Here is a 22022-nt window from a genome sequence, read left to right as displayed (position 1 = left end):
CGGGAACGGGCCCGCCCCGGGAAGGGGCGGGCCCGTTCAGAGCCGTTCGGCGTGATCCCGGAAGGGGATCAGGCCTCCTTGGTCTCCTCGGCGGCGGGAGCCTCGGTGGCCTCCGCCTCCTTCACGGCGCGCTTGGTGGCGGCCTCGGCCTCACCGGTGGCCTGCTGGGCAACCGTCAGGGCCTCGACCAGCTCGATGACGGCCATCGGGGCGTTGTCGCCACGACGGTTGCCGATCTTGGTGATGCGCGTGTAACCACCGGGGCGGTTCTCGTAGCGCGGGGCGATCTCGGTGAACAGCGTGTGCACGATGCTCTTGTCCGTGATCGTCTGCAGCACCAGGCGACGGTTGTGGATGTCGCCCTTCTTGGCCTTGGTGACCAGACGCTCGGCGTAGGGACGCAGGCGACGGGCCTTGGCCTCGGTGGTGGTGATGCGGCCGTGCTCGAAGAGCGACTTCGCGAGGTTCGCGAGGAGGTGCTTCTCGTGCGCGGCGCTGCCGCCCAGACGGGCACCCTTTGCGGGACGCGGCATGGTGTTACTCCTTCATATCTGCACCGGCCGTGTCAGGTACCGGTGTCAGTTCCCCCGAGGCGGACGCCGCGGGAAAGTCTGTTCTGCGAGCCGAGGCTCAGTACTGCTCGGTCTCGACGAAACCGGCGTCCGCGTCGTCGTCGGCGCCGAAGGCGTCGGCGGCGGCGGTCGGGTCGAATCCGGGCGGGCTGTCCTTGAGGGCCAGGCCCATGCCGGCAAGCTTCGCCTTGACCTCGTCGATCGACTTCGCACCGAAGTTGCGGATGTCGAGCAGGTCGGCCTCGGAACGCGCCACGAGCTCACCCACGGAGTGGATGCCCTCGCGCTTGAGGCAGTTGTACGAGCGGACCGTGAGCTCGAGCTCCTCGATCGGCAGCGCCAGATCGGCGGCCAGGGCCGCGTCCGTCGGCGAGGGGCCCATGTCGATGCCCTCGGCGTCGATGTTGAGCTCGCGGGCCAGACCGAACAGCTCTACCAGGGTCTTACCGGCGGACGCCATGGCGTCGCGCGGGCGCATGGCCTGCTTGGTCTCGACGTCGACGATCAGCTTGTCGAAGTCGGTGCGCTGCTCGACTCGGGTCGCCTCGACCTTGTAGGTGACCTTGAGGACCGGGCTGTAGATGGAGTCGATCGGGATGCGACCGATCTCCTGGCCCAGCTGCTTGTTCTGGACGGCGGAGACGTAGCCGCGACCGCGCTCGACGGTCAGCTCCATCTCCAGCTTGCCCTTGCCGTTGAGCGTGGCGAGGACCAGGTCCGGGTTGTGCACCTCGACACCGGCCGGGGGCGCGATGTCGGCAGCGGTGACCAGGCCGGGACCCTGCTTGCGCAGGTACATCACGACCGGCTCGTCGTGCTCCGAGGAGACGACCAGCTGCTTGATGTTGAGGATGATGTCGGTGACGTCTTCCTTGACACCGGGCACGGTGGTGAACTCGTGCAGCACGCCGTCCACGCGGATGCTCGTGACGGCGGCACCCGGGATCGAGGAGAGCAGGGTGCGGCGCAGGGAGTTGCCGAGGGTGTAGCCGAAGCCCGGCTCCAGCGGCTCGATCACGAACCGCGAGCGGTACTCGTCGACGACCTCTTCGGTCAGCGAAGGACGCTGAGCGATAAGCATGTCTGTGTTCCTTCATTCGTGGACGCCCACTATTTGACGCCCGACGGTGTGCAGCATGGCGCTGCGGACTACAAGGGTACGGGCGGTACGTCCCCCGCGAGGGGTTCGTACCGCCCGAACACTCAAAGACGCACAAGTGCGTCCGCTGCGTCAGACGCGGCGGCGCTTCGGCGGACGGCAGCCGTTGTGCGGGGTGGGGGTGACGTCCTGGATCGAGCCGACCTCGAGGCCGGTGGCCTGGAGGGAGCGGATCGCGGTCTCACGGCCGGAGCCGGGACCCTTGACGAAGACGTCGACCTTGCGCATGCCGTGCTCCTGCGCGCGGCGGGCGGCCGACTCGGCGGCCATCTGCGCGGCGAAGGGGGTGGACTTGCGCGAGCCCTTGAAGCCGACGTGGCCGGCGGAGGCCCAGGAGATCACGTTGCCCGAGGGGTCCGTGATCGAGACGATCGTGTTGTTGAACGTGCTCTTGATGTGGGCGTGCCCGTGAGCGACGTTCTTCTTTTCCTTGCGGCGCACCTTCTTGGCAGCGCCCTGACGACCCTTGGGGGGCATCTAAATCTCCTACGGGAGGTGGTCGGTCCTACAGCGCAAGACCGCTGAACAGGACTACTTCTTGCCCGGCTTCTTCTTACCGGCGATCGCGCGACGCGGACCCTTGCGGGTACGGGCGTTCGTGCTGGTGCGCTGACCGTGCACCGGGAGGCCGCGACGGTGGCGGATACCCTGGTAGCACTGGATCTCGACCTTGCGGCGGATGTCGGCCTGGATCTCGCGGCGGAGGTCACCCTCGGTGCGGAGGTTGGCGTCCACGTACTCGCGGATCTTGACCAGGTCCTCTTCGGCCAGGTCACGAACGCGGGTGTTCGGGTTCACACCGGTGGCCGCAAGGATTTCCTTGGACCGGGTGCGACCGACACCGAAGACGTAGGTGAGTGCGATCTCCACGCGCTTTTCGCGCGGGATGTCAACACCGGAAACGCGTGCCATTCAATGGCTCCTGTGTGTTCGGGGGTCTTCAGCAGAATCGACCCCGACCGCCGACCACACCTGATGGGTGGTGGTACGTCCGGGTCCCCGGCCCCCGCCGGAGGTGCCGCCGGCTCCTGTGGGAGCTGGGCGGATTCTGCGTATGTACGTTTTCTTACGTCGCGCGAAGAACTGCGGAAGGCAGGTCGGTCGGCGTGCGTCAGCCCTGGCGCTGCTTGTGGCGCAGGTTGTCGCAGATGACCATGACCCGACCGTGACGGCGGATCACCTTGCACTTGTCGCAGATCTTCTTGACGCTCGGCTTGACCTTCATGTGGGTGAGGTTCTCCGGGTCAGTGCCACCACCCGCGCCGGACGAAATGCCCGGTCGGGAGTGAGGACAAGATCTACTTGTATCGGTAGACGATCCGGCCACGCGTCAGGTCGTACGGGGAGAGCTCCACGACGACCCGGTCATCAGGGAGGATGCGGATGTAGTGCATGCGCATCTTGCCGCTGATGTGCGCGAGGACCTTGTGACCGTTCTGGAGTTCCACCTTGAACATCGCGTTCGGGAGGGACTCGATCACGGTGCCCTCGATTTCGATGGCACCTTGCTTCTTGGCCACGCTTCGCCTTTCGAATCGGCTACCTTGATCGACTTCGTGCGCCATGCAGGCATGGAAGTGCACGAGAGCCGACGAGTCAGTCTACGTCAGGGCACCCAGAAAGACGAATCCGGAAAGTTTGCCCCAGAGTCTAGATCATTAACCGAGGGGGTCGGGCGCCGTGGTGACGCCGTACTCCGCCAGCTTCGCCTTGCCGCAGTCCGGGCTGGTCAGGACGATGGGCCCCGCCTCGGTCAGCGCGATGGAATGCTCCCAGTGCGAGGACCAGGTCCCGTCGGTCGTGATGACCGTCCAGTCGTCCGCCAGCACCTCCGTCTGGGCGGTGCCCAGCGAGACCATCGGCTCGATCGCCAGGCACAGGCCCGGGACGAGCTTGATCCCCTTGCCCCGCTTGCGCGAGACGTAGTTCAGCAGGTGCGGGTCCATGTGCATCTCGGACCCGATGCCGTGGCCGCCGTAGTCCTCGATGATCCCGAACTTGCCGAGGCTGTGCTCACCCGTCGTGGGACGCGGCTGGCGCTTGATGTACGTCTCGATCGCCTTCGAGATGTCGACCAGGCGGTTGCCGAGCTTCATCGCCGCGATGCCCGCCCACATCGACTCCTCGGTGACCCGGGACAGCTCGACCAGCTCCGGGGCGTGGCCCTCGCCCACGAAGGCCGTGTAGGCCGCGTCACCGTGCCAGCCGTCGACGATGGCGCCCGCGTCGATGGAGATGATGTCGCCGTCCCTGAGGACCGTCTTGTCGTCCGGGATGCCGTGGACGACGACCTCGTTCACCGAGGTGCAGATCGTCGCGGGGAAACCGCCGTAGCCGAGGAAGTTCGACTTGGCACCGGCGTCCGCGATGACCTTGCGCGCCACCATGTCCAGATCCCTGGTCGTGGAGCCCGGCACCGCGGCCTCACGGGTCGCCGCGTGGATCGCGGCGACGACCAGCCCTGCCTCGCGCATCTTCGCGATCTGCTCGGGGGTCTTGATCTGAACCATGAAACGGGCCTTCCACCTTCGAAACCGGGTCTTCTCAACAGTACGGCCGCGATGCCCCAAGGACACCGCGGCCGTACGCGCACGCATTTACAGCGGGACTACTTCTGGAGGGCTTCCATCGCGCGCTTGGTGACGTCCGCGACCTCACCGAGGGCGGGGATGGTCACCAGCAGGCCCTGGGCCTTGTAGTAGTCGATGATCGGCTCGGTCTGGGTGTGGTAGACCTCCAGCCGGTTGCGGACCGTGGCCTCGGAGTCGTCGTCGCGCTGGTACAGCTCGCCCCCGCAGGTGTCGCAGACACCCTCGGTCTTCGGCGCGGCGTACGTGACGTGGAAGACGTGCGCGGAGGCCTTGCGGCAGACGCGACGGCCGGCGATGCGCTTGACGACCTCGTCCTCCTCGACCTCCAGGTCGAGGACGGCGTCCAGCTTCATGCTGCCGGAGTCGAGCATCGCGTCGAGCGCCTCGGCCTGCGAGACGTTGCGCGGGAACCCGTCGAGCAGGAAGCCGTTCACGGCGTCCGGCTGCTCCATGCGGTCCTTGGCCATGCCGATGGTGATCTCGTCGGGGACGAGGTCACCGGCGTCCATGAACGCCTTCGCCCGCAGGCCCAGGTCCGTGCCCTGGCTGATGTTGGCCCGGAACAGGTCGCCCGTGGAGATGTGCGGGATGTTCAGGTTCTTGGCGAGGTACGCAGCCTGCGTTCCCTTGCCCGCACCGGGCGGTCCGACGAGGACGATTCGCATCAGCGGAGGAACCCTTCGTAATTGCGCTGCTGGAGCTGGCTCTCGATCTGCTTCACGGTTTCCAGACCCACACCCACGATGATCAGGATGCTCGTCCCGCCGAACGGGAAGTTCTGGTTCGCCCCGAAGCCCGCCAACGCCATTGTCGGCACAAGAGCGATGAGACCCAGGTACAGCGAGCCGGGCCAGGTGATCCGGTTGAGTACGTAGCTCAAGTACTCGGCGGTGGGCCGGCCGGCGCGGATGCCCGGGATGAAGCCACCATACTTCTTCATGTTGTCGGCAACTTCCTCGGGGTTGAACGAGATCGCCACGTAGAAGAACGCGAAGAAGACGATCAGGAGGAAGTAGACGGCGATGTAGTACGGGTGGTCGCCCTTGACGAAGTGCTTCTGGATCCAGTTGGCCCAGCCCGCGGTCGAGCCGCTGAACTGCACCACCAGGGCCGGGATGTACAGCAGGGACGAGGCGAAGATGACGGGGATGATGCCCGCCTGGTTCACCTTGAGCGGGATGTAGGTCGAGGTACCGCCGTAGGCACGGCGGCCGATCATGCGCTTCGCGTACTGAACCGGAATGCGGCGCTGCGCCTGCTCGACGAAGACGACCAGGCCGACCATCGCGAGACCGACGAGCATGACCACGCCGAACTCGACCCAGCCTCCGGCGATCTTGCCCTGGAGCTTGATCGTCCAGAGGGAACCGACGAAGCCGGCGGCGATCGAGATGAACATCAGGATCGACATTCCGTTGCCGATGCCGCGGTCGGTGATGAGCTCACCGAGCCACATGACGACACAGGTACCGGCGGTCATGGTGATCACCATGACGACGGTGGTGAAGATCGACCGGTCGGGGACGATCTGCGAGGCGACCGAGCAGTTCCCGAACAGCGCTCCGGTCCGCGCGGTGGCGACGAGACCGGTGCCCTGCAGGATCGCGAGCGCGACCGTCAAATAGCGCGTGTACTGAGTGATCTTCGCCGTGCCGGACTGTCCCTCTTTTTTGAGGGTCTCCAGCTTCGGGATGACCACGGTCAGCAGCTGCAGGATGATGCTCGCCGTGATGTACGGCATGATGCCGAGCGCAAAGATCGTGATCTGCAGCAGCGCACCGCCACTGAACATGTTGACCAGACCGAAGAGGCTGTTGCTGCCATTCCCCATCTGGTCCAGACAGATCTGAACGTTCTTATAGCTCACGCCGGGTACCGGGATGTGGGACCCGAGCCGATACAGCACGATGATGCCGAGCGTGAAGAGCAGCTTCTTGCGCAGGTCGGGCGTCTTGAACGCCCGGGCGAACGCGGTGAGCACGGTGCCTCCTGCGACCCCCGCGCTACTGCGTCAGAGGTGACGGTCTGAGGGATCGACGAATACGTACAAGCAAAGGTGCAGGCCACCTTACCGGCGACTGCGCCCCCCGTGGAACGACCAACCGGGGATGCCCCATATGTGAGGCATCCCCGGTCGGGTTTCTAGCTATTTGTCACTGAGTTTTGTCTTAGACGAGCTCGGTGACGGTGCCGCCGGCAGCGGCGATCTTCTCCTTGGCGGAGGCGGAAACGGCGTCAACCGAAACCTGCAGCGCCACGGAGAGCTCGCCCTGGCCCAGGACCTTGACGAGGCTGTTCTTGCGAACCGCGCCCTTGGCGACCAGGTCGGCCACCGTGACTTCTCCACCCTCGGGGTAGAGAGCGCCGAGCTTGTCCAGGTTCACGACCTGGAACTCGGTGCGGAACGGGTTCTTGAAGCCCTTGAGCTTCGGCAGACGCATGTGGAGGGGCATCTGCCCACCCTCGAAGCGCTGCGGGATCTGGTAACGGGCCTTCTGGCCCTTCGTACCACGACCGGCCGTCTTACCCTTCGACGCCTCACCACGACCGACACGGGTCTTCGCGGTCTTGGCGCCGGGGGCGGGACGGAGGTTGTGGGCCTTCAGCGGGCTGTTCTCAGCCATGTTAGTCAACCTCCTCAACCGTCACGAGGTGGCGGACGGTCTGCACCATTCCGCGGAACTCGGGGCGGTCCTCCTTGACGACCACGTCGTTCAGGCGCTTGAGCCCGAGCGAACGCAGAGTGTCGCGGTGGTTCTGCTTGCTGCCGATGTACGACTTCGTCTGCGTGATCTTGAGGCGAGCCATTACGCACCCGCCCCGGCACGTGCACGAAGCAGAGCCGCGGGGGCGACGTCCTCGAGGGGCAGACCACGGCGAGCCGCGATCTCCTCGGGACGCTGCAGGCCCTTGAGGGCCGCCACGGTCGCGTGCACGATGTTGATCGCGTTCGAAGAGCCGAGCGACTTCGACAGGATGTCGTGAACGCCGGCGCACTCCAGAACGGCGCGCACCGGGCCACCGGCGATAACGCCGGTACCGGGGGAAGCCGGCTTCAGGAGCACGACGCCCGCCGCACGCTCGCCCGTGATCGGGTGAGGAATGGTGCCCTGGATGCGCGGAACCTTGAAGAAGGACTTCTTGGCTTCCTCGACACCCTTGGCGATGGCCGCGGGAACTTCCTTGGCCTTGCCGTAACCGACACCTACAGTGCCGTCACCGTCGCCCACCACGACCAGCGCGGTGAAGCTGAAGCGGCGACCACCCTTGACAACCTTGGCGACGCGGTTGATCGCGACAACGCGCTCAACGTAAGCGGTCTTCTCGGCGGCAGGGCCACCGTCGCGACCCTTCCGGTCCCGCCGCTCGCCGCCACCGGCACCGCTTCCGCGGCGCTGGGGTCCAGCCATTGGATTACCTCTCTCTGTTACGTCCGTGAGTCCCGGAACCGGGGCTTAGAACTTCAGCCCGGCTTCGCGGGCGGCGTCAGCCAGAGCGGCAATGCGCCCGGCGTATCGGTTGCCACCGCGGTCGAAGACAACGGTCTCCACGCCGGCAGCCTTCGCACGCTCGGCCACGAGCGCGCCGACGGCCTGGGCCTGGGCGCTCTTGTCGCCTTCGCCACCGCGGATCGAGGTGTCCAGGGTCGACGCGGACGCCAGGGTGTGACCCTGGAGGTCGTCGATGACCTGAGCAACGATGTTGCGGTTGGAACGCGTCACAACGAGGCGCGGACGCTCCGCCGTACCCGACACGTTCTTGCGAATGCGGATGTGGCGGCGAGCCTTGGCAGCGCGCTTGTACGCGTCGCCCTTGGCGATCTTCACACCGTATGCCATGGCTACTTACCAGCCTTTCCGACCTTGCGGCGGATGACTTCGCCGGCGTACTTGACACCCTTGGCCTTGTACGGGTCGGGCTTCCGCAGCTTGCGGATGTTGGCGGCGACCTCGCCGACCTTCTGCTTGTCGATGCCCTCGACCGAGAACTTGGTGGGCGACTCGACCTTGAAGGAGATGCCCTCGGGCGCCTCGATCAGGATCGGGTGGCTGTAACCAAGCTGGAACTCCAGGTTGGAGCCCTTCGCGGCGACGCGGTAACCGACACCGCTGATCTCGAGAGCCTTGACGTATCCCGTGGTCACGCCGGTGATCATGTTCGCCACCAGCGTGCGGGACAGGCCGTGCAGGGCCTTGTTCTGACGCTCGTCGTTCGGGCGGGTGACGTTCAGAACGCCGTCCTCACCCTTGACGATCTCGATCGGCGCCTTGACGGTGTGCGCGAGGGTGCCCTTGGGGCCCTTCACTGCGACCGTCTGGCCGTCGATGGTGACGTCCACACCGGCGGGAACCTGGATGGGGAGCTTGCCGATTCGCGACATTGCTTTTCCTCCGTTCCCGACTACCAGACGTAGGCGAGGACTTCCCCACCTACGCCCTTCTTGCCTGCCTGCTGGCCGGTGAGGAGACCGTGGGACGTGGAGATGATCGCCACGCCCAGGCCGCCGAGCACCTTCGGCAGGTTGGTGGACTTCGCGTACACGCGCAGACCGGGCTTCGAGATCCGCTTGATGCCCGCAATGGAGCGCTCGCGGTTCGGCCCGAACTTCAGCTCGAGGACGAGGTTCTTGCCGACCTCGGCGTCCTCGACCTTCCAGCCGGTGATGAAACCCTCCTGCTTGAGGATCTCTGCGATGTGCGACTTGATCTTGCTGTGCGGCATCACGACGGTGTCGTGGTACGCCGAGTTAGCGTTACGCAGACGCGTGAGCATGTCTGCGATCGGGTCAGTCATGGTCATGAAGTGGCCTTCGGCCTCTCTCGCCGGGGTTTCCTGTATGCACCATCCCTCTCCCCACTCAGAGGCGGGACGGGTGCGGCGCGGGGACCTACGGCGTAGTAAGTCGTTATGAGCGGCGGACGCCCAACCACACAAGCCTAAGGCATGCGCGGGTGGGCATCCGCCGACCAGATGCTTACCGAGAGTGCCTGGTACTTCTCAAGTCCTTGCGGACGAGAGGGAGTTACCAGGAGCTCTTGGTCACGCCCGGCAGCTCGCCACGGTGAGCCATCTCACGAAGGCACACGCGGCACAGGCCGAACTTGCGGTACACGGAGTGGGGGCGACCGCAGCGCTGGCAGCGGGTGTACGCACGCACACCGAACTTGGGCTTGCGGGCAGCCTTCGCGATGAGAGCCTTCTTCGCCATCTCGCTTACGCCTCCTTGAAGGGGAAGCCGAGGTGACGAAGGAGCGCGCGGCCCTCAGCGTCGTTGGTCGCCGTGGTGACCACGGTGATGTCCATACCCCGGGTACGGTCGATCTTGTCCTGGTCGATCTCGTGGAACATGACCTGCTCCGTGAGACCGAAGGTGTAGTTGCCACGGCCGTCGAACTGCTTCGGCGACAGACCACGGAAGTCACGGATACGCGGCAGCGCGAGCGACAGCGTACGGTCCAGGAACTCCCACATGCGGTCACCACGGAGGGTGACGTGGCAGCCGATCGGCTGACCCTCACGCAGCTTGAACTGCGCGATGGACTTCCGGGCCTTCGTGACGGCCGGCTTCTGACCGGTGATCGTCGTCAGGTCCTTGATGGCGCCGTCGATCAGCTTGGAGTCGCGGGCGGCGTCGCCCACACCCATGTTGACCACGATCTTCACGAGGCCGGGGATCTGCATGACGTTCTCGTAGGAGAACTCCTCACGCAGCTTGCCCGCGATGTCCTCGCGGTACTTCGTCTTGAGACGCGGAGTGGTAGCCATCAGATGTCCTCACCCGTCCGCTTGGCAACGCGGATCTTGTTGCCCTCGTCGTCGAAGCGGTAGCCGACGCGGGTGACGACCTTCTTGCCGTCCTTCTCCACAACCAGCTGAACGTTGCTCACGTGGACCGGGGCCTCGGTGATGACGATGCCGCCGGCCTGGTTCTGCGCAGCCTTGGTGTGCTTCTTGACCCGGTTGACACCCTCGACCAGGACGCGGTTGTCGGCGGGGAAGGCGACGATGACCTTGCCCTGCTTGCCCTTGTCCTTACCGGTGATGACCTGAACCAGGTCGCCCTTCTTGATCTTCATGCTTACAGCACCTCCGGCGCGAGCGAGATGATCTTCATGAACTTCTTCTCGCGCAGCTCACGGCCCACCGGGCCGAAGATACGGGTGCCGCGAGGGTCGCCGTCGTTCTTCAGAATGACGGCGGCGTTCTCGTCGAAGCGGATGTACGAGCCGTCCTGGCGGCGGCGCTCCTTGACGGTGCGAACGATGACAGCCTTGACGACGTCACCCTTCTTCACGTTGCCGCCGGGGATCGCGTCCTTGACGGTGGCGACGATGACGTCACCGACGCCCGCGTAGCGGCGACCGGAACCACCGAGAACACGGATGCAAAGGATCTCCTTGGCACCAGTGTTGTCGGCGACACGCAGTCGCGACTCCTGCTGGATCACGTGTATCTCCTGTTTGTCTGCCGGTTCCCGGCGGGGGCTTCACGCTCCGAAGAGCGCTCGCCCCCACCGAGCCTGGCGGAACGAATCCGGGGGAAACCCCCCGGACTGATTACTTGGCCTTCTCGAGGATCTCGACGATGCGCCAGCGCTTGCTCGCCGACAGCGGACGCGTCTCCATGATGAGGACGCGGTCGCCGACGCCGGCAGCGTTCTGCTCGTCGTGAGCCTTGAGCTTGTTGGTACGGCGGATGACCTTGCCGTACAGCGCGTGCTTGACGCGGTCCTCGACAGCGACGACGACGGTCTTGTCCATCTTGTCGCTGACGACCAGACCCTCACGGGTCTTGCGGAAACCGCGCTGCTCGGTGGTCTCAGTCACGTTCTTCTCGCTCATCAGGCGCTCTCCACCGTCTCGATACCGAGCTCACGCTCGTGCATCAGGGTGTAGATGCGAGCGATGTCCTTACGGACGGACTTGAGCCGGCCGTTGTTCTCCAGCTGACCCGTGGCCGCCTGGAAGCGGAGCTTGAACAGCTCCTCCTTGGCCTCGCGCAGCTTGCCAACGAGCTCCTCGTTGCCGAGCTCACGCAGCTCGGACGCCTTGGTTCCCGTCGCCATCACGACTCACCTGCCTCGCGCCGAACAATCCGGCACTTCATCGGAAGCTTGTGAGCAGCGCGGGTGAGCGCCTCACGAGCAATCTTCTCGTTCGGGTAGGACAGCTCGAACATGACCCGGCCCGGGTGCACGTTCGCGATCCACCACTCGGGAGAACCCTTACCGGAACCCATGCGGGTCTCGGCAGGCTTCTTGGTGAGCGGGCGGTCCGGGTAGATGTTGATCCAGACCTTGCCGCCACGCTTGATGTGGCGGGTCATCGCGATACGAGCCGCCTCGATCTGGCGGTTCGTCACGTACGCCGGGGTCAGCGCCTGGATGCCGTACTCGCCGAACGAGACCTCAGTACCGCCCTTGGCCATACCGCGGCGCTTCGGGTGGTGCTGCTTGCGGTGCTTGACCCTACGAGGGATCAGCATGTCGGTCAGGCCTCCGTTCCGGTGCTCTCGGCCGGAGCGGCGGCGGGAGCGTCGGCCTTGGGGGCCTCGGCACCAGCAGCCTGCTGCGGCTTGCGGCCACCACGGCCGCCGCGCTCGCCACCACGGCCACCACGGCCGGCGGGACGGTCGCCAGCGCCCTGCGCGCCACGGGCCGGGCGGTTACCCGCACGGGCCGCAGCGTTCTCGGCGCGAACCTCGGCGATGTTCTTGACGTCGCCCTTGTAGATCCAGACCTTCACACCGATACGGCCGAAGGTGGTCTTGGCCTCGAAGAAGCCGTAGTCCACGTTCGCGCGCAGCGTGTGCAGCGGCACACGACCCTCGCGGTAGAACTCGGAGCGGGACATCTCGGCGCCGCCGAGGCGACCGCCGCACTGGATCTTGATGCCCTTGGCGCCGGCCTTCATCGTGCCCTGCATGCTCTTACGCATGGCGCGACGGAAGGAGACGCGGGAGGAGAGCTGCTCGGCAACGGCCTGGGCAACCAGCTGAGCGTCGAGCTCGGGGTTCTTGACCTCGAGGATGTTCAGCTGGACCTGCTTGCCCGTGAGCTTCTCGAGGTCACCGCGGATGCGGTCGGCCTCGGCGCCACGGCGACCGATGACGATGCCCGGACGAGCGGTGTGGATGTCCACACGCACGCGGTCACGGGTGCGCTCGATCTCAACCTTCGAGATGCCGGCGCGCTCCATGCCGGACGTCATCATCCTGCGGATGGCGACGTCTTCCTTGACGTAGTCCTTGTACAGCTTGTCGGCGTACCAACGCGACTTGAAGTCGGTGGTGATGCCGAGCCGGAACCCGTGCGGGTTTACCTTCTGGCCCATTACCGGGAACCTTCCTTGCTGCTGACGACCACGGTGATGTGGCTGGTCCGCTTGCGGATCCGGTAGGCACGGCCCTGGGCACGCGGACGGAACCGCTTCAGGGTCGGGCCCTCGTCCACGTACGCCTCGCTGATGACCAGCGTGGAGGCGTCCGGGTGGTTGTAGTTGTGTGCGGCGTTGGCAATGGCGCTGTCGAGCACCTTGCCAACCGGCACGCTCGCGGCCTGCGGGGCGAAACGCAGGACCGCCTGAGCCTCCGTGGCATCCATGCCACGGATAAGGTCCACCACTCGGCGGGCCTTCATGGGCGTGACGCGGATGTACCGCGCCTGGGCCCTGGCTTCCATGGTTGTCCCTTCGGTGTAAGTCATAGTCGTAACCACCCCGCCTTTAGCGGCGCTTCGACTTCCGGTCGTCCTTGACGTGGCCGCGGAAGGTGCGAGTCGGCGAGAACTCGCCGAGCTTGTGGCCGACCATCGACTCGGTGACGAACACCGGGACGTGGGTCTTGCCGTTGTGCACCGCGATGGTGTGACCCAGCATGCTGGGGATGATCATCGAGCGACGGGACCAGGTCTTGATGACGTTCTTGGTGCCGGCTTCGTTCTGGACGTCCACCTTCTTTACGAGGTGGTCGTCGACGAAGGGCCCCTTCTTGAGACTGCGCGGCATCTAAACCCGCTCCTAGCGCTTCTTGTTCGTCTTGCGGCGGCGGACGATGTACTTGCTCGAAGCCTTCTTCGGCGAGCGAGTACGACCCTCCTTCTGACCCCACGGGGAGACCGGGTGGCGACCACCACTGGTCTTACCCTCACCACCACCGTGCGGGTGGTCGACCGGGTTCATCGCGACACCGCGGACGGACGGGCGAACGCCCTTCCAGCGCATGCGGCCGGCCTTGCCCCAGTTGATGTTCGACTGCTCGGCGTTGCCGACCTCGCCGACCGTGGCGCGGCAGCGCGCGTCGACGAGACGGATCTCGCCGGACGGCATGCGGAGGTGGGCCATGACGCCCTCCTTCGCGAGCAGCTGCACCGAGGCACCGGCGGAGCGGGCGAACTTGGCGCCGCCACCGGGACGGAGCTCGATCGCGTGGATCGTGGTACCGACCGGGATGTTGCGGAGTGCCAGGTTGTTGCCGGGCTTGATGTCGGCCGTGGGGCCGTTCTCAATCCGGTCGCCCTGCTTCAGGCTCTTCGGCGCGATGATGTAGCGCTTCTCGCCGTCGGCGTAGTGCAGCAGCGCGATGCGCGCCGTGCGGTTGGGGTCGTACTCGATGTGCGCGACCTTGGCCGGCACGCCGTCCTTGTCGTGACGACGGAAGTCGATCACGCGGTAGGCGCGCTTGTGACCGCCACCCTGGTGGCGAACAGTGATCCGACCGGTGTTGTTACGGCCGCCCTTGCTGTGCAGAGGGCGAACCAGCGACTTCTCCGGCGTGGACCGCGTGATCTCGACAAAGTCGGCGACGCTGGAGCCACGACGGCCCGGGGTCGTCGGCTTGTACTTGCGGATACCCATTTCTCAGTCCTCGTCCGATTCCGGACGACTAGACCTCCGTTAGGAGGCCTGGCCGCCGAAGATGTCGATTCGGTCGCCCTCAGCGAGGGTCACGATGGCGCGCTTGGTGTTCGCGCGCTTGCCGAAACCGGTCTTGGTGCGCTTGCGCTTACCCTGACGGTTGATCGTGTTGACCCCGGTGACCTTGACCGAGAAGACCGCCTCGACGGCCTGCTTGATCTGGGTCTTGTTGGCGCCGGGCGCGACGATGAACGTGTACTTGTTCTCGTCCAGCAGCGCGTAGCTCTTCTCCGAGACAACCGGCTTGATCAGCAGGTCGCGCGGGTCAGTGAAGGTCTTGCTGGTAACGGTCGCCTCAGACATCAGGCGTCGCTCCCTTCGGTCTCATCGGCCTTGGGGCCAGACACGAAGGACTCGAAAGCGGCCTGAGTGAAGACCACGTCGTCAGAGACGATCACGTCGTACGTGTTCAGCTGGCCCGGCTCCAGGATGTGAACCTGGGGCAGGTTGCGGGCGGACAGCCACGCGGCCTCGTCGGCGCGGTCGACGACCAGGAGCAGGTTCTTGCGCTCCGAGATCTTGCCGAACAGCGTCTTGGCGGCCTTCGTGGAGGCGGCACCCTCGACCACGCCGGTGATGACGTGGATGCGGGAGTGACGCGCACGGTCCGAGAGGGCACCGCGGAGGGCGGCGGCCTTCATCTTCTTCGGGGTCCGCTGGGAGTAGTCACGCGGCTGCGGGCCGTGGACGACGCCACCGCCGACGAACTGCGGAGCGCGGGTGGAACCCTGGCGAGCGCGGCCGGTGCCCTTCTGGCGGTACGGCTTGCGGCCACCACCACGGACTTCGCCACGACGCTTGGTCTTGTGCGTGCCCTGACGGGCAGCAGCCAGCTGAGCGACAACGACCTGGTGGATCAGCGGAACGCTGGTCTTGGCGTCGAAGATCTCCGCGGGGAGCTCGACGGTACCGGCCTTGTCGCCTGCCGGCGAAAGGATGTCAATGGTGCTCATTACCTCAAGCCCCCTTGGCCGCGGTACGGACCAGGACGAGGCCGCCGTTCGGACCGGGGACCGCACCCTTGATGAGGAGCAGACCCTTCTCCGCGTCAACCGCGTGGATGGTCAGGTTCTGGGTGGTGACGCGCTCGTTACCCATACGACCGGCCATGCGCATGCCCTTGAAGACACGCCCAGGGGTGGCGCAGCCACCGATCGAACCGGGGGAGCGGTGCTTGCGCTGGACGCCGTGACCGGCACCGAGGCCCTTGAAGTTGTGACGCTTCATGACACCGGCGAAGCCCTTGCCCTTGCTGTTGCCCGTGACGTCAACCTTGACGCCGGACTCGAACACCTCAGCAGTGATCTCCTGGCCGAGCGTGTACTCGCTGGCGTCGGAGGTGCGGAGCTCCACCAGGTGGCGGCGGGGGGTGACGTCGGCCTTGGCGAAGTGGCCCTTGAGGGGCTTGTTCACCTTGCGCGGGTCGATCTCGCCGAAGGCGATCTGGACCGACTCGTAGCCGTCGATGTCGTTCGTACGGACCTGGGTAACGACGCAGGGTCCGGCCTTGACCACGGTGACCGGGACGACACGGTTGTTCTCGTCCCAGACCTGGGTCATGCCGAGCTTCTCGCCCAGGACGCCCTTGATCTGCTTTGCCATCTTCTCGACGCCTCTCAGAGCTTGATCTCGATGTCAACGCCGGCCGGAAGGTCCAGGCGCATCAGCGAGTCAACGGTCTTGGGAGTCGGGTCGAGGATGTCGATCAGGCGCTTGTGCGTGCGCATCTCGAAGTGCTCGCGCGAGTCCTTGTACTTGTGCGGCGACTTGATGACGCAGTACACGTTCTTCTCAGTGGGCAGCGGCACCGGGCCTGCGACCGACGCACCAGTGCGGGTCACCGTCTCGACGATCTTCTTCGCCGAGGAGTCGATGACCTCGTGGTCGTAGGCCTTGAGCCGGATGCGGATCTTCTGTCCCGCCATGGCTACTCCGTAGTCCTGTCTGTATGTGGAACGCTCTGGCTCCCGGTTGGCCGCGGGATGACTCCCGCAGTCTTTCCTCCGACCCACGCGGTCGGGCGTGTCGCACTCCCTCTACAGAAAATTCCCATACGGAAATTCCCTCGTCCAAGGGGATGCGGTCCCTGACCGCGCATCGGGGGAGAAACACCCACCGAGTGCCTGGTAAGCACCTTGCTGACGCTTCCCAGAAGATTCCCGTACGTCCGTCCCCATTGCTGCCCCGAGAGGCAGATTAAGGACGACGAGTACTGTGGGACTCGCTTCCGGTCCTCCCGGCGGGAGGCGCGCAGCATCGGCACTCAACCGAGCAACTTGAGTAGTCTGCCATACGAGACACGTACCTGGCCAATCGGGCGGAAGAGAATACCCCGCCGCGCGGACACGTCAAACTGCGGCGCGCGTTTGCCCGACGGGGTCCCTGCCTGGTCAGGACCGGGACAGCGTCCCGCACTCCTCCTGGCCGGAGGTGTCGATGCCGCGGCTGCGGTCGTACGGGTCGACCGCCGCTCCGGAGGGTTCCGGTCCGCTTTCCGTCGGGTCCGAGAAGAAGGACGGGTGCAGGTAGCCGTCGTACCGGTCGCAGGCGGTGTTGGCGACGTCCCGCAGGTTCTCGTGGATCCACAACGTCCCGGCGGTCGACTCCCACGCCTTCGCGTCCACGACGTGGAACGTCATCTCGCGCCGCACGATGCTCCGGGCCACGTCCTCCGGGTTCCCCTTGACCTTCACGAAGGGGTGGACGAAGGAGTAGTCCACCTTGATCGCGGCCTGTCCGCGCTCGGGCCCCGCCTCCAGCCACATCCGCCCGCGCACCTTGACCACGTCGCCGACCGGTCGCAGCTCCGCGGGGTCGTACCGGGTGAAGAGCTCCAGCGGGTCCGCCTCCTCGGTCGGCCGCTCGTACGCCGTCCGCATCCGCCGGTGCGTCACGTCGTCCTTCGGATCGAGCAGCGCCAGCGCCGCCACCGGGCGCTCGCCGCGCAGCACGGCCGGGTCCAGGTTCGCCGCCACCAGGAACTGCTTCGCCTTGGCGAGCCCGTCCGCGATCCGGTCCTTGTCCACGCCGTTGACGGCCTCGGCCGGCGGCACCTCGATGCCGGCGGCGCCGTCCGCCCACTGGAGGGCCGGCGAGCCGCGGAACGGATCCTTCGGCGTCGGACGGTCGGGGTACGCGACCTCCGGCGCCCCGGTCGGGCGGGCGGACTCCGCCGCCAACGGCCCGCCGCGCTCCGCCTCTTGGCGCGACTCGGCCTTCCCCGTGACCCGGTCGATCAGCAACTCCGGCCGCAGGGCGATCAGCGCCAGGCCGGCCACGAACACGATCGCCGCAGCGGCCTTGAGCCGGCGCTTGCCCCTCCCCCGCCCTTCCCTCTCCTGCCAGGCCGGCCCGGTCCGCCAGCCCGGCGGCGCCGCGGCTGCCGCCTTGCCCTTGCGTCCGAAGCGGCCCGCCGCCTTCCGCCGTTCCTCGTCCTCGCGCCGCAGCCGCTCGGTCACCATCCGCGCCCGTGCCGACGGCTCCTGGGGCGCGTCCGAACGCCCCTGCCCCACCTGCTCGCCGAACCGCTGCCACTCCTCGTCGGATATGCGCGATCCGCCGTCGTCCTGCTGTGCCATTCCTGCCCCACCCCGTGAAACGTTCCTGCCGCGCCCTACGGCGCTCCTGTACATGCCGAGCGAGCGTCTCACACGCCGCTGACAGCCCTCCCGGCTCCCCACCCACCCCCGGGCCGCCGGACATGCGGAAGGGCCCCTCCCCGCCGCCGGAGCGGTGGGAAGGGGCCCTTCCGTCATGCATGGTGTCCGCTCGCGCGGACGACCGGGTCAGAGCACGAAATTACTTCGTGATCTTGGTGACCTGGCCGGCGCCCACGGTACGACCACCCTCACGGATGGCGAACTTCAGGCCCTCTTCCATCGCGACGGGCTGGATGAGGTTGACCGTCATGTCGGTGTTGTCACCGGGCATGACCATCTCGGTGCCCTCGGGGAGGGTCACAACGCCCGTCACGTCCGTGGTACGGAAGTAGAACTGCGGGCGGTAGTTGTTGAAGAACGGGGTGTGACGGCCACCCTCGTCCTTCGACAGGATGTACGCGGCGGCCTCGAACTCGGTGTGCGGCGTGACCGAACCGGGCTTGATGATGACCTGGCCGCGCTCGACGTCCTCGCGCTTGATGCCACGGAGGAGCAGACCGACGTTCTCGCCCGCCTGGCCCTCGTCGAGCAGCTTGCGGAACATCTCGATGCCGGTGACCGTGGTGGTGGTCTTCTCCTGCTTGATGCCGATGATGTCAACGGTCTCGTTGACCTTCAGGACACCACGCTCGATACGACCGGTGACGACGGTGCCACGACCGGTGATCGTGAAGACGTCCTCGACGGGCATGAGGAAGGGCTTCTCGGTGTCACGCGGCGGGGTCGGGATCGCCTCGTCGACGGCGTCCATCAGGCCGAGGAGCTTGTCGCCCCACTCCTTGTCGCCCTCGAGCGCCTTCAGCGCGGAGACCTGGACGACCGGAAGGTCGTCGCCCGGGAAGTCGTACTCGGAGAGCAGCTCGCGGACCTCGAGCTCGACGAGCTCCAGGATCTCCTCGTCGTCCACCATGTCGGCCTTGTTCAGGGCGACGACGATGTACGGAACGCCGACCTGGCGGGCCAGGAGCACGTGCTCCTTGGTCTGCGGCATCGGGCCGTCGGTGGCGGCGACCACGAGGATGGCACCGTCCATCTGCGCGGCACCGGTGATCATGTTCTTGATGTAGTCCGCGTGACCCGGGCAGTCGACGTGGGCGTAGTGACGCGCCTCGGTCTGGTACTCGACGTGCGCGATCGAGATGGTGATACCGCGCTGACGCTCCTCAGGAGCCTTGTCGATCTGATCGAAGGCCGAAGCCGCGTTCAGGTCCGGGTACTTGTCGTGCAGCACCTTGGTAATGGCGGCCGTGAGGGTCGTCTTACCGTGGTCAATGTGACCGATGGTGCCGATGTTGACGTGCGGCTTAGTCCGCTCGAACTTCGCCTTCGCCACGGGGGTCCTCCTGAGAGTGGTTCTGTACGCCTTGAATCGTCGGCGCCAGGTGATCTTTGCTGGATAGCCGGCTCCCCCGGGGCAGCGGGAGGGTTGCTCCTGTTGCCCCAGAGGCTCCGGTGACAAGCCTAAAGCGTGTACTCGGAAGAGTTACTCGCCCTTGGCCTTCGCGATGATCTCCTCAGCGACGTTCCGGGGAACCTCGGCGTAGGAGTCGAACTGCATCGAGTAGCTGGCGCGACCCGAGGTCTTGCTGCGGAGGTCTCCGACGTAGCCGAACATCTCCGAAAGCGGCACGAGGCCCTTCACGAGACGAGCGCCGTGACGCTCCTCCATGGCCTGGATCTGGCCACGGCGGGAGTTGATGTCACCGATGACGTCGCCCATGGACTCCTCGGGCGTGGTGACCTCAACGGACATCATCGGCTCGAGCAGGACGGGAGACGCCTTGCGGGCGGCTTCCTTGAAGGCCTGCGAACCGGCGATCTTGAAGGCGAGCTCCGAGGAGTCCACCTCGTGGTAGCCACCGTCGAGAAGAATGACGCGAACGCCGGTCATCTCGTAGCCGGCCAGGATGCCGAACTGCATGGCTTCCTGCGCACCGGCGTCGACCGAGGGGATGTACTCCCTCGGGATGCGGCCACCGGTGACCTTGTTCACGAACTCGTACGCCGGACCGTCGGCCTCGAGGATGGGCTCGATCGCGATCTGCACCTTGGCGAACTGACCGGTACCACCGGTCTGCTTCTTGTGGGTGTAGTCGTGACGCTCGACGGTCTTGCGGATCGTCTCGCGGTAGGCCACCTGCGGCTTGCCGACGTTGGCCTCGACCTTGAACTCGCGCTTCATACGGTCGACCAGCACCTCGAGGTGCAGCTCGCCCATACCGCCGAGGATGGTCTGGCCGGTCTCCTCGTCCGAGTGAACGTGGAAGGAGGGGTCCTCCTCCGCGAGAGACTGGATGGCGACACCCAGCTTCTCCTGGTCACCCTTGGACTTGGGCTCGATGGCGACCTGGATGACCGGAGCCGGGAAGTCCATGGACTCCAGGATCACGGGGGCCTTGTCGTCACACAGCGTCTCACCGGTGGTGGTCTGCTTCAGACCCATGACGGCGACGATGTCACCGGCGCCCACCGACGCGATCTCCTCACGCTTGTTCGCGTGCATGCGGTAGATCTTGCCGATGCGCTCCTTCTTGCCCTTGACGGAGTTCAGCACCGCAGTGCCGGCCTCCAGGCGGCCCGAGTAAACCCGGACGAAGGTGAGCTTGCCGAGGTGCGGGTCACGCATGATCTTGAACGCGAGCGCCGCGAGCGGCTCCTCGTCCGAGGGCTTGCGCTTCACGACGACCTCGGCGTCACGGACGTCGTGGCCTTCGATGGCCTCGATGTCCAGCGGCGACGGGAGGTAGCGGACGACGGCGTCGAGCAGGGGCTGAACACCCTTGTTCTTGAACGCCGTGCCACAGAACACCGCGGTGATCGTGGGCTCGCCCTTGCCCTTGCCGGAGCCGAGGATGATGCGACGCACGGCGGCGTGCAGCTGCTCGACGGAGGGCTCGTTGCCCTCCAGGAACAGCTCCATGATCTCGTCGTCGTTCTCGGCGACGGTCTCGACCAGCTTGCCGCGCCACTCTTCAGCAGCCTCGGTGTGCGTGGCCGGGATGTCGACGATGTCGTACATCTCGCCCTTGGTCGCCTCGGCGGACCAGACGAACGCCTTCATCGTGACGAGGTCGACGACACCCTGGAAGTCGGCCTCGGCACCGATGGGGAGCTGCATGACGATCGGAACCGCACCGAGGCGGTCCTTGATCATGTCGACGCAGCGGTGGAACTCGGCGCCGGTGCGGTCCAGCTTGTTGACGAAGCAGATGCGCGGGACGCCGTAGCGGTCCGCCTGACGCCAAACGGTCTCGGACTGCGGTTCAACACCGGCGACACCGTCGAACACGGTGACGGCGCCGTCGAGGACGCGGAGCGAACGCTCCACCTCGACGGTGAAGTCGACGTGACCCGGGGTGTCGATGATGTTGATGGTGTGGTCGACGTCTTCGAGCGGCCAGTGACAGGTGGTGGCGGCAGACGTGATGGTGATACCACGCTCCTGCTCCTGCTCCATCCAGTCCATCGTGGCGGCGCCGTCGTGGACCTCACCGATCTTGTAAGACACACCGGTGTAGAACAGGATGCGCTCGGTGGTGGTCGTCTTGCCCGCGTCGATGTGGGCCATGATCCCGATGTTGCGGACCTTGGCCAGGTCAAGCGAAGTGGTAGCCATAAGGCTTCGGTCTTCTCTCGGTCTCGATGTGGGGTGGGACTACCAGCGGTAGTGCGCGAAGGCCTTGTTGGACTCGGCCATCTTGTGCGTGTCCTCACGCTTCTTGACGGCCGCACCGAGGCCGTTCGAGGCGTCGAGGAGCTCGTTCATGAGGCGCTCGGTCATGGTCTTCTCGCGACGGGCGCGGGAGTAACCCACGATCCAACGCAGCGAGAGGGTGGACGCGCGACCGGGCTTGACCTCGATCGGAACCTGGTAGGTCGCGCCACCGACACGGCGGGACTTGACCTCGAGCGACGGCTTGACGTTCTCCAGCGCGCGCTTCAGCGTGATGACCGGGTCAGCGCCGGTCTTCTCGCGGAGGCCTTCCATGGCGCCGTAAACGATGCGCTCGGCGGTGGAGCGCTTGCCGTTCAGGAGGATCTTGTTGATGAGCGACGTCACCAGAGGAGATGCGTAGACCGGGTCGATGATGACCGGGCGCTTCGGGGCGGGGCCCTTACGAGGCATT

General features: G+C 65.9%; 34 protein-coding genes. All 34 read right to left on the bottom strand.

Going from position 1 to position 22022, the window contains the following annotated elements; genetic code table 11:
* Window positions 1-68 precede the first annotated feature (68 nt).
* Window positions 69-533, bottom strand: coding sequence for a 50S ribosomal protein L17 (gene rplQ, locus ACFY0I_RS00410; protein WP_281204238.1), 465 nt, complete (start codon window positions 531-533; stop codon window positions 69-71).
* A 97-nt stretch (window positions 534-630) separates the two neighbouring features.
* Entirely contained in the window at window positions 631-1653 is a 1023-nt protein-coding gene (locus ACFY0I_RS00405; RefSeq protein WP_008739666.1) for a DNA-directed RNA polymerase subunit alpha, read from the bottom strand.
* A gap of 150 nt (window positions 1654-1803) precedes the next feature.
* Entirely contained in the window at window positions 1804-2208 is a 405-nt protein-coding gene (rpsK, locus tag ACFY0I_RS00400; protein WP_003956432.1) for a 30S ribosomal protein S11, read from the bottom strand.
* A 54-nt stretch (window positions 2209-2262) separates the two neighbouring features.
* Complete coding sequence (gene rpsM / locus ACFY0I_RS00395; RefSeq protein WP_150518306.1) at window positions 2263-2643, bottom strand: 30S ribosomal protein S13; 381 nt, start codon at window positions 2641-2643, stop codon at window positions 2263-2265.
* A 199-nt stretch (window positions 2644-2842) separates the two neighbouring features.
* Complete coding sequence (gene rpmJ / locus ACFY0I_RS00390) at window positions 2843-2956, bottom strand: 50S ribosomal protein L36 (RefSeq protein WP_003956441.1); 114 nt, start codon at window positions 2954-2956, stop codon at window positions 2843-2845.
* A gap of 73 nt (window positions 2957-3029) precedes the next feature.
* Entirely contained in the window at window positions 3030-3251 is a 222-nt protein-coding gene (gene infA / locus ACFY0I_RS00385; protein WP_003956442.1) for a translation initiation factor IF-1, read from the bottom strand.
* A 138-nt stretch (window positions 3252-3389) separates the two neighbouring features.
* On the bottom strand, window positions 3390-4241 hold the full coding sequence (map, locus tag ACFY0I_RS00380; RefSeq protein ID WP_388888070.1) for a type I methionyl aminopeptidase: 852 nt from the start codon (window positions 4239-4241) through the stop codon (window positions 3390-3392).
* 98 nt (window positions 4242-4339) lie between these two features.
* Window positions 4340-4987, bottom strand: a complete 648-nt coding sequence (locus tag ACFY0I_RS00375) for an adenylate kinase (RefSeq protein WP_388888068.1) — start codon at window positions 4985-4987, stop codon at window positions 4340-4342.
* Window positions 4987-6303 carry a preprotein translocase subunit SecY gene (secY, locus tag ACFY0I_RS00370; RefSeq protein WP_362882671.1) on the bottom strand — a complete coding sequence of 439 codons (1317 nt, stop codon included), beginning with the start codon at window positions 6301-6303 and terminating at the stop codon, window positions 4987-4989. The genes ACFY0I_RS00375 and secY overlap by 1 nt, the downstream gene beginning before the upstream one ends.
* 187 nt (window positions 6304-6490) lie before the next feature.
* The gene (rplO, locus tag ACFY0I_RS00365) at window positions 6491-6946 is read right to left on the bottom strand and encodes a 50S ribosomal protein L15 (RefSeq protein ID WP_008739693.1); all 456 of its coding nucleotides are present in this window, start codon (window positions 6944-6946) and stop codon (window positions 6491-6493) included.
* Window position 6947: 1 nt separating this feature from the next.
* Window positions 6948-7130 carry a 50S ribosomal protein L30 gene (gene rpmD / locus ACFY0I_RS00360; RefSeq protein ID WP_053682614.1) on the bottom strand — a complete coding sequence of 61 codons (183 nt, stop codon included), beginning with the start codon at window positions 7128-7130 and terminating at the stop codon, window positions 6948-6950.
* On the bottom strand, window positions 7130-7732 hold the full coding sequence (gene rpsE / locus ACFY0I_RS00355; RefSeq protein ID WP_073912880.1) for a 30S ribosomal protein S5: 603 nt from the start codon (window positions 7730-7732) through the stop codon (window positions 7130-7132). The genes rpmD and rpsE overlap by 1 nt, the downstream gene beginning before the upstream one ends.
* Window positions 7733-7777: 45 nt before the next feature.
* On the bottom strand, window positions 7778-8161 hold the full coding sequence (rplR, locus tag ACFY0I_RS00350; RefSeq protein ID WP_008739696.1) for a 50S ribosomal protein L18: 384 nt from the start codon (window positions 8159-8161) through the stop codon (window positions 7778-7780).
* A 2-nt stretch (window positions 8162-8163) separates the two neighbouring features.
* Window positions 8164-8703 carry a 50S ribosomal protein L6 gene (gene rplF, locus ACFY0I_RS00345; protein WP_281204234.1) on the bottom strand — a complete coding sequence of 180 codons (540 nt, stop codon included), beginning with the start codon at window positions 8701-8703 and terminating at the stop codon, window positions 8164-8166.
* A gap of 20 nt (window positions 8704-8723) precedes the next feature.
* Window positions 8724-9122 (bottom strand): 30S ribosomal protein S8, encoded by a 399-nt coding sequence (gene rpsH / locus ACFY0I_RS00340; RefSeq protein WP_007265911.1) that lies wholly within the window; start codon window positions 9120-9122, stop codon window positions 8724-8726.
* Between the two features lie 223 nt (window positions 9123-9345).
* The gene (locus tag ACFY0I_RS00335; protein ID WP_003956452.1) at window positions 9346-9531 is read right to left on the bottom strand and encodes a type Z 30S ribosomal protein S14; all 186 of its coding nucleotides are present in this window, start codon (window positions 9529-9531) and stop codon (window positions 9346-9348) included.
* Window positions 9532-9536: 5 nt separating this feature from the next.
* Window positions 9537-10088 carry a 50S ribosomal protein L5 gene (gene rplE, locus ACFY0I_RS00330; protein ID WP_030008469.1) on the bottom strand — a complete coding sequence of 184 codons (552 nt, stop codon included), beginning with the start codon at window positions 10086-10088 and terminating at the stop codon, window positions 9537-9539.
* On the bottom strand, window positions 10088-10399 hold the full coding sequence (gene rplX, locus ACFY0I_RS00325; protein WP_030008468.1) for a 50S ribosomal protein L24: 312 nt from the start codon (window positions 10397-10399) through the stop codon (window positions 10088-10090). Before rplX ends, rplE begins: the two co-directional genes overlap by 1 nt.
* A gap of 2 nt (window positions 10400-10401) precedes the next feature.
* Window positions 10402-10770: a 50S ribosomal protein L14 gene (gene rplN, locus ACFY0I_RS00320; RefSeq protein ID WP_053682618.1), complete on the bottom strand. Its 369-nt coding sequence runs from the start codon at window positions 10768-10770 to the stop codon at window positions 10402-10404.
* Window positions 10771-10879: 109 nt separating this feature from the next.
* Window positions 10880-11164 carry a 30S ribosomal protein S17 gene (gene rpsQ / locus ACFY0I_RS00315; RefSeq protein WP_008739702.1) on the bottom strand — a complete coding sequence of 95 codons (285 nt, stop codon included), beginning with the start codon at window positions 11162-11164 and terminating at the stop codon, window positions 10880-10882.
* On the bottom strand, window positions 11164-11388 hold the full coding sequence (gene rpmC, locus ACFY0I_RS00310) for a 50S ribosomal protein L29 (protein ID WP_008739703.1): 225 nt from the start codon (window positions 11386-11388) through the stop codon (window positions 11164-11166). The genes rpsQ and rpmC overlap by 1 nt, the downstream gene beginning before the upstream one ends.
* Window positions 11388-11807, bottom strand: coding sequence for a 50S ribosomal protein L16 (gene rplP, locus ACFY0I_RS00305; protein ID WP_030026326.1), 420 nt, complete (start codon window positions 11805-11807; stop codon window positions 11388-11390). Before rplP ends, rpmC begins: the two co-directional genes overlap by 1 nt.
* A gap of 5 nt (window positions 11808-11812) precedes the next feature.
* Window positions 11813-12655: a 30S ribosomal protein S3 gene (rpsC, locus tag ACFY0I_RS00300; protein ID WP_008739710.1), complete on the bottom strand. Its 843-nt coding sequence runs from the start codon at window positions 12653-12655 to the stop codon at window positions 11813-11815.
* The gene (rplV, locus tag ACFY0I_RS00295) at window positions 12655-13002 is read right to left on the bottom strand and encodes a 50S ribosomal protein L22 (protein ID WP_007265904.1); all 348 of its coding nucleotides are present in this window, start codon (window positions 13000-13002) and stop codon (window positions 12655-12657) included. The genes rpsC and rplV overlap by 1 nt, the downstream gene beginning before the upstream one ends.
* Window positions 13003-13045: 43 nt before the next feature.
* Window positions 13046-13327, bottom strand: coding sequence for a 30S ribosomal protein S19 (gene rpsS, locus ACFY0I_RS00290; protein WP_008739713.1), 282 nt, complete (start codon window positions 13325-13327; stop codon window positions 13046-13048).
* Window positions 13328-13339: 12 nt separating this feature from the next.
* Complete coding sequence (gene rplB, locus ACFY0I_RS00285) at window positions 13340-14176, bottom strand: 50S ribosomal protein L2 (RefSeq protein WP_031146577.1); 837 nt, start codon at window positions 14174-14176, stop codon at window positions 13340-13342.
* A 39-nt stretch (window positions 14177-14215) separates the two neighbouring features.
* Complete coding sequence (gene rplW / locus ACFY0I_RS00280) at window positions 14216-14539, bottom strand: 50S ribosomal protein L23 (RefSeq protein WP_037792012.1); 324 nt, start codon at window positions 14537-14539, stop codon at window positions 14216-14218.
* Entirely contained in the window at window positions 14539-15189 is a 651-nt protein-coding gene (gene rplD, locus ACFY0I_RS00275; protein WP_030725940.1) for a 50S ribosomal protein L4, read from the bottom strand. The genes rplW and rplD overlap by 1 nt, the downstream gene beginning before the upstream one ends.
* A 4-nt stretch (window positions 15190-15193) precedes the next feature.
* A complete protein-coding gene (gene rplC / locus ACFY0I_RS00270; RefSeq protein ID WP_281204232.1) occupies window positions 15194-15838 on the bottom strand; it encodes a 50S ribosomal protein L3 in 645 nt (214 codons plus the stop codon).
* A 14-nt stretch (window positions 15839-15852) separates the two neighbouring features.
* Window positions 15853-16161, bottom strand: a complete 309-nt coding sequence (rpsJ, locus tag ACFY0I_RS00265) for a 30S ribosomal protein S10 (protein ID WP_003948644.1) — start codon at window positions 16159-16161, stop codon at window positions 15853-15855.
* Window positions 16162-16626: 465 nt separating this feature from the next.
* Window positions 16627-17814 carry a hypothetical protein gene (locus tag ACFY0I_RS00260; RefSeq protein WP_388888062.1) on the bottom strand — a complete coding sequence of 396 codons (1188 nt, stop codon included), beginning with the start codon at window positions 17812-17814 and terminating at the stop codon, window positions 16627-16629.
* A 220-nt stretch (window positions 17815-18034) separates the two neighbouring features.
* Complete coding sequence (tuf, locus tag ACFY0I_RS00255) at window positions 18035-19228, bottom strand: elongation factor Tu (RefSeq protein ID WP_281204230.1); 1194 nt, start codon at window positions 19226-19228, stop codon at window positions 18035-18037.
* A 150-nt stretch (window positions 19229-19378) separates the two neighbouring features.
* Entirely contained in the window at window positions 19379-21511 is a 2133-nt protein-coding gene (gene fusA, locus ACFY0I_RS00250; RefSeq protein ID WP_362882660.1) for an elongation factor G, read from the bottom strand.
* Window positions 21512-21550: 39 nt separating this feature from the next.
* Window positions 21551-22021 carry a 30S ribosomal protein S7 gene (gene rpsG, locus ACFY0I_RS00245; protein WP_266626462.1) on the bottom strand — a complete coding sequence of 157 codons (471 nt, stop codon included), beginning with the start codon at window positions 22019-22021 and terminating at the stop codon, window positions 21551-21553.
* Window position 22022: the final 1 nt, after the last annotated feature.

The sequence above is a fragment of the Streptomyces sp. NPDC001568 genome (genome assembly GCF_042893755.1).
Classification (GTDB): domain Bacteria; phylum Actinomycetota; class Actinomycetes; order Streptomycetales; family Streptomycetaceae; genus Streptomyces.
Note: the sequence above shows the minus strand (reverse complement) of the source record. Positions and strands in the feature narration are given on the sequence as shown.

Bases quoted from the DNA above. Each gene is read 5' to 3' on its own strand.
- rpsS (WP_008739713.1), bottom strand. From the start codon at position 13,327: ATGCCGCGCAGTCTCAAGAAGGGGCCCTTCGTCGACGACCACCTCGTA.
- rpsG (WP_266626462.1), bottom strand. From the start codon at position 22,021: ATGCCTCGTAAGGGCCCCGCCCCGAAGCGCCCGGTCATCATCGACCCG.
- rpmJ (WP_003956441.1), bottom strand. From the start codon at position 2,956: ATGAAGGTCAAGCCGAGCGTCAAGAAGATCTGCGACAAGTGCAAGGTG.
- rpsJ (WP_003948644.1), bottom strand. From the start codon at position 16,161: ATGGCGGGACAGAAGATCCGCATCCGGCTCAAGGCCTACGACCACGAG.
- map (WP_388888070.1), bottom strand. From the start codon at position 4,241: ATGGTTCAGATCAAGACCCCCGAGCAGATCGCGAAGATGCGCGAGGCA.
- ACFY0I_RS00375 (WP_388888068.1), bottom strand. From the start codon at position 4,987: ATGCGAATCGTCCTCGTCGGACCGCCCGGTGCGGGCAAGGGAACGCAG.
- rpsE (WP_073912880.1), bottom strand. From the start codon at position 7,732: ATGGCTGGACCCCAGCGCCGCGGAAGCGGTGCCGGTGGCGGCGAGCGG.
- rplW (WP_037792012.1), bottom strand. From the start codon at position 14,539: ATGTCTGAGGCGACCGTTACCAGCAAGACCTTCACTGACCCGCGCGAC.
- rpsQ (WP_008739702.1), bottom strand. From the start codon at position 11,164: ATGAGCGAGAAGAACGTGACTGAGACCACCGAGCAGCGCGGTTTCCGC.
- rplB (WP_031146577.1), bottom strand. From the start codon at position 14,176: ATGGGTATCCGCAAGTACAAGCCGACGACCCCGGGCCGTCGTGGCTCC.
- rpsC (WP_008739710.1), bottom strand. From the start codon at position 12,655: ATGGGCCAGAAGGTAAACCCGCACGGGTTCCGGCTCGGCATCACCACC.
- ACFY0I_RS00260 (WP_388888062.1), bottom strand. From the start codon at position 17,814: ATGGCACAGCAGGACGACGGCGGATCGCGCATATCCGACGAGGAGTGG.
- rplP (WP_030026326.1), bottom strand. From the start codon at position 11,807: ATGCTGATCCCTCGTAGGGTCAAGCACCGCAAGCAGCACCACCCGAAG.
- rplD (WP_030725940.1), bottom strand. From the start codon at position 15,189: ATGAGCACCATTGACATCCTTTCGCCGGCAGGCGACAAGGCCGGTACC.
- rplR (WP_008739696.1), bottom strand. From the start codon at position 8,161: ATGGCATACGGTGTGAAGATCGCCAAGGGCGACGCGTACAAGCGCGCT.
- rplE (WP_030008469.1), bottom strand. From the start codon at position 10,088: ATGGCTACCACTCCGCGTCTCAAGACGAAGTACCGCGAGGACATCGCG.
- rplF (WP_281204234.1), bottom strand. From the start codon at position 8,703: ATGTCGCGAATCGGCAAGCTCCCCATCCAGGTTCCCGCCGGTGTGGAC.
- rplX (WP_030008468.1), bottom strand. From the start codon at position 10,399: ATGAAGATCAAGAAGGGCGACCTGGTTCAGGTCATCACCGGTAAGGAC.
- rpsK (WP_003956432.1), bottom strand. From the start codon at position 2,208: ATGCCCCCCAAGGGTCGTCAGGGCGCTGCCAAGAAGGTGCGCCGCAAG.
- rpsM (WP_150518306.1), bottom strand. From the start codon at position 2,643: ATGGCACGCGTTTCCGGTGTTGACATCCCGCGCGAAAAGCGCGTGGAG.
- rpsH (WP_007265911.1), bottom strand. From the start codon at position 9,122: ATGACCATGACTGACCCGATCGCAGACATGCTCACGCGTCTGCGTAAC.
- rpmC (WP_008739703.1), bottom strand. From the start codon at position 11,388: ATGGCGACGGGAACCAAGGCGTCCGAGCTGCGTGAGCTCGGCAACGAG.
- rplO (WP_008739693.1), bottom strand. From the start codon at position 6,946: ATGGCTGAGAACAGCCCGCTGAAGGCCCACAACCTCCGTCCCGCCCCC.
- rpmD (WP_053682614.1), bottom strand. From the start codon at position 7,130: ATGGCTCGCCTCAAGATCACGCAGACGAAGTCGTACATCGGCAGCAAG.
- rplV (WP_007265904.1), bottom strand. From the start codon at position 13,002: ATGGAAGCCAGGGCCCAGGCGCGGTACATCCGCGTCACGCCCATGAAG.
- fusA (WP_362882660.1), bottom strand. From the start codon at position 21,511: ATGGCTACCACTTCGCTTGACCTGGCCAAGGTCCGCAACATCGGGATC.
- rplQ (WP_281204238.1), bottom strand. From the start codon at position 533: ATGCCGCGTCCCGCAAAGGGTGCCCGTCTGGGCGGCAGCGCCGCGCAC.
- ACFY0I_RS00405 (WP_008739666.1), bottom strand. From the start codon at position 1,653: ATGCTTATCGCTCAGCGTCCTTCGCTGACCGAAGAGGTCGTCGACGAG.
- rplC (WP_281204232.1), bottom strand. From the start codon at position 15,838: ATGGCAAAGCAGATCAAGGGCGTCCTGGGCGAGAAGCTCGGCATGACC.
- ACFY0I_RS00335 (WP_003956452.1), bottom strand. From the start codon at position 9,531: ATGGCGAAGAAGGCTCTCATCGCGAAGGCTGCCCGCAAGCCCAAGTTC.